Below are 4643 nucleotides of genomic sequence, written 5' to 3'. Positions count from 1 at the left end.
TTGCTAAATTAGTGCTTAACCCAAGGTAGTTGCATTTTTGTTACGTCTGAATTTCCTTCGGAAATTCCTCGCACACAAAAACGCAACTTTCCATACACAAGACCGTTGGCAATAATTTTGAAGAAACTACTTTACATACCAATTTTATTGACTTTCATTCTAATTATTGCTTGTGGTCAAAATTCAGCTGAAAAAAAACTGAACGGAAAGTGGTACGAAACTGAAAACGAGAAAATTTCTTGGGAATTTTATCCAGATAGTCTTGTTTTTATAGACGAGGATAATGCGAACGTTGAATGGAAAGCGACAGAATCAAAAATTGAATTTACTTATCAAACTTTTATTTGGGATTCTCTAGGTAAACAAGTTGATACTGAAGATAATATTTTAATTGATTACAAACTATCCAAAAATCAAGACACATTATTAGGAACACTAACGAATAGTTATGGAAAACATAAATTTGGTTTAATAAGAATTAAAGAATAATGGCTGAAATTTCGCTACTGACTTTTGACAAATTATTTGACCTTATCGAAGAAAATCGATTTGAGAATGAAACTGACAAAAGTATTGCGGAAAAAATATTCCAAGCGGAAAGAGATTGGCAAATATCGTTCGAAACCTTAAATGAATTTATAAGTGTATTAGAAAAATTAGTTGACGGAACTGTTAATAAATCAAGTCTGAACAAACTGATGAAAAAATACGAACGGAATATTTTACAAAATGCTTGGGAAGTGGAAAGTATTAGTTATTTATTAGACATTTTCGCATTGACTAAAGAAACGGAATTGAGAAAAATAATTAATAATCTGACTGAAAAAGTAAAAGCTGAATAAAAACTATTGCCAACACCGTATATAATTTATTGCTAGCTTCTCGCCTACTTACGAAAGTCCTCGCGGACTTTCTTGGTCGGTAATTATTTACTAAATTAGTTGCTTAAACCACGCAACAAACCATATACAAAACCGTTGGCAACAAGCTCAAAACCGAAATGAAATTTAAACTACTTATCCTATTTTTAACATTTACTATTTTCTCTTATGCTCAATGTTTTGATTGTGCCCAGAATATAGGAGGTTGGGTTCATGACTATCCTGAAGATATTGAAAAAGTTTCAGATGGAATTATTTTCACAACTACCCAATCAAACTTTGACGAAGGTGTAATTTATAAATATGATTTTAATTGTAATTTAATTTGGTCTTATAATTTTTTGGATGAATATGACGATATCGAAGCGTATAAAACTGCCGTGGATGAGCAAGATAATGTATATGTAATAGTAAATAATGATCAAGGCCAAGTTAATATTGGAAGTATAACTATTGTGCCTGGAATGAGTGTTGTAAAAATAAGTGCTCAAGGCCAACTATTATGGAGTAGACCTATTGGTGGACAACAAATAGGAATAAACATACATTATTGGAACAATACTATTTTTGTAGTAGGGCGTTTTTTATCTACAATCAATATAAACAATGAAATCAGTTTAACTGCAAATCCAGAAGATTATTACATTGCTAAATTCGATTTAGACGGAGGTTTGATTGATGCGAATCAATTTGGCGATAATGCAGAAGATATACTCATAGATTCCGATATTGATAATAATGGCAATTTATATTTAACAGGAAGCTCTTATTCATCATATAATTACACTCATATAACTAAAATAAATCCAGATTTAAACTTACAATGGATTAAGGAAATATCAAATTCTTCAGTTTATGATTATAGATATAATGCCTCAAACTTATATTACAATAATACCAATGATAAATTATATTTATGGGGAAGTTATTCAAATACTGTAGAAGTATTAGGAAATGTTTTGACCGTTGGCAACTGTTATTTTGGAAGTATCTTGACTGAATTTTCTTCTAGTGATGGAAATCTTGAAAATATAACAACAATTGATAATTGTTCTAGTCTACCATTGCCTACTATTGGAGGTAATTGGAGAACTGACAATATAAGCAATGGCTATATGTATCATAAGAACGATGAGCTCTTTATATTAACAAGTTTTAAATCGACTTTGACTTTTAGTAATCAAACAATAGAATCAACCATAACTAACAATTTTTATAATGAAGATTTAGTATTATTTAAAGTTAATCTTCCAAGTTTTGAAAAAGAATTTATTTTACATTCTACTGGAGAAAACTATTATCCAACTTCAGAATATGAAGATGGTCCAGGACCAATTTTAATTGTTGATAATGATATATATTTAAGTGCTTTCTTCGAAAGTTATCCAATGCAAATAAACGGTACCGAAATAAACAATAATAGTGGTAATAATAATACAGACGTTCTTTTTTATAAATACAAGACAGATCAAACAAATTTAGAAGGTTTAATTACATACACAAATACTTGTTTATCTCAAACAACCGAGTTTTCAATTGGAGGAGATTTTGATTCGGTTTTATGGAATTTTGATGATCCAGCGTCTGGTTTAAATAATACATCTACTGAAAATAATCCTAGCCATACTTTTACTAGTATTGGAAATTTCAATGTTACTGCATTGGTAACTTGTGGAACAGAAACAGAAACTCTCAATATTGAAGTCGTTATTACTAATAGTCCTAATATAAATCAAATTTCAGATATATATGCTTGTGAAGATGTTTATGAAAGTCAAATTTCTAGTGCCTTTGATACCTTTTCAATTGAAAATGACTTAATAGGAAATCAGTCAGACCTAACTATAAAATACTTTGATTATAATGGAATTGAATTACCAAGCCCATTACCAAATCCAATGTCTAACTCTGTTCTTGGACAAGAAACTATTACAGCTAGAGTTGCATACAATAATAATTTAACTTGCTTTACAGAAATAACCTTTGATCTAATAGTTACTCCTCTACCAGAAATTAATGAAGTTAATGATATTTATGCTTGTGATGATGATAATGATGGCATAACTGAGTTTGATATTAGTAATCTTGAAACTAATATTTCAGATAATCAATCTGGAATGATAATAGAGTTTTTTTACGAAAATGGTCAACCGCTACCTAATCCATTACCAAATACAATTCAAAATATAGTTCTTAATCAAGAAACTATTACGGCTAGAATAACTGATCCAAATTCTAATTGTTATAACGAGAGCTCTTTTGATTTAATAGTAAATCCTTTACCAGAAGTAAATCAATTACAACCTATTTATGGTTGTGACGATAATAATGATGGTATCTCAGAATATTTCGATACTTCTAATATTGAAAGTCAAGTCCTAAATGGTCAAACAGGAATGTCAGTGAGCTACTTTGACCAATCTGGTAATGAATTACCTAGTCCTTTACCAAACCCATACACAAATTCAGATATGTTTAATGAATCGATAACCGTAAGAGTTACTGATACTAATTCGACCTGCTATTCAGAAACGACTTTACAGTTGCAAACAGTAACACAACCAAATATTAATCAACCTGAAAATTTATATGCATGTGACCAAGGCAGTGGATATGCCGAATTTGATACATCGCTTATAGAACAAGAACTTATAGGAAATCAAACAGAATTAACGATACAATATTTCGATTCCGATAATAATCCACTTCCAAGCCCTTTACCCATATTATTTCAAAATACAGAACCTTTCTCACAAACTATTAGTATAAGAGTTGAAGATGTCTCAAACCCTATTTGTTATTCAGAAACATCTATTGATTTAATTGTAAACGAGTTACCTATAATTAGTTTAGAGGATGAATATTTCATATGTAGTTTAGAACCATCTATTTTATTAAACGTAAATTCAGGGTATAATTCATATAATTGGTTCTTCGAAGATGGAACTCTAATTTCAAGCGCCAATAGTGCTGAAATAACAGAAGAAGGTAATTATACCCTAACTGTTACACAAATTGAGAATGATATAATTTGCGAAAATTCTTTTGACTTTACTCTTATTCGGTCAGTCTTACCTGAAATACAACAGGTAAATTTTGGTGAGTTGGGTAATAATTATATTGAAATTATTGCATCAGGTGATGGAGATTTTGAGTACTCAATTGACGGTATAAATTATCAGAATAGTAATTATTTCGAAAACATTCAAGGTGGAGTATATACGGTATTTGTTAGGGACAAAAATGGTTGCGAACAAGATTCAGAAGAAATTACAGTAATCGATTATCCAAAGTTCTTTACACCAAATAACGATGGTCATAATGATTTTTGGCAAATTAAAGGTATAGTCAATTTTCCTAATTCAGAAACCTTAATTTTTGATAGGTATGGAAAACTATTAGTTAGAATTTTATCAAATGATTTAGGTTGGAATGGACTTTATAATGGTAAACAAATGATGTCAAATGATTATTGGTTTAGAACAGACCTTGGTAATGGCCAAACTTTTTCTGGACATTTTTCCTTGAAAAGGTAAAAAGCCAGTTGCCAACATTGTATAAAAATAATAGCGGTTTAATCACTAATACGAAATTGAAATATATAAATCAAACAACAGTACCAAACTGAATGGCAAGTGTATAAAAATCCGCTACTATTCTTATACGATACCGTTGTGCGTCATTTTGACCCGTCCTGAATAAAGGCTACATTATTTTAAACATTATGTACAAAAATGACAAAGTAATCAGACGGTATTCAGA

At 30.0% G+C, this 4643-nt stretch carries 3 protein-coding genes; all 3 read left to right on the top strand.

Annotated elements, in window-relative coordinates:
* Positions 1–117 precede the first annotated feature (117 nt).
* Positions 118–489, top strand: coding sequence for a hypothetical protein (locus ACJBCC_RS17110; RefSeq protein ID WP_407557903.1), 372 nt, complete (start codon positions 118–120; stop codon positions 487–489).
* Positions 489–842, top strand: coding sequence for a hypothetical protein (locus ACJBCC_RS17105; RefSeq protein WP_407557902.1), 354 nt, complete (start codon positions 489–491; stop codon positions 840–842). Before ACJBCC_RS17110 ends, ACJBCC_RS17105 begins: the two co-directional genes overlap by 1 nt.
* A gap of 158 nt (positions 843–1000) precedes the next feature.
* Complete coding sequence (locus tag ACJBCC_RS17100; RefSeq protein ID WP_407557901.1) at positions 1001–4417, top strand: T9SS type B sorting domain-containing protein; 3417 nt, start codon at positions 1001–1003, stop codon at positions 4415–4417.
* The last annotated feature ends 226 nt before the right edge of the window (positions 4418–4643 follow it).

This window comes from Winogradskyella sp. 4-2091 (assembly GCF_045765065.1).
In the GTDB taxonomy this organism is placed as follows: domain Bacteria; phylum Bacteroidota; class Bacteroidia; order Flavobacteriales; family Flavobacteriaceae; genus Winogradskyella.
This window is presented reverse-complemented; position numbering and strand designations above follow the sequence as displayed.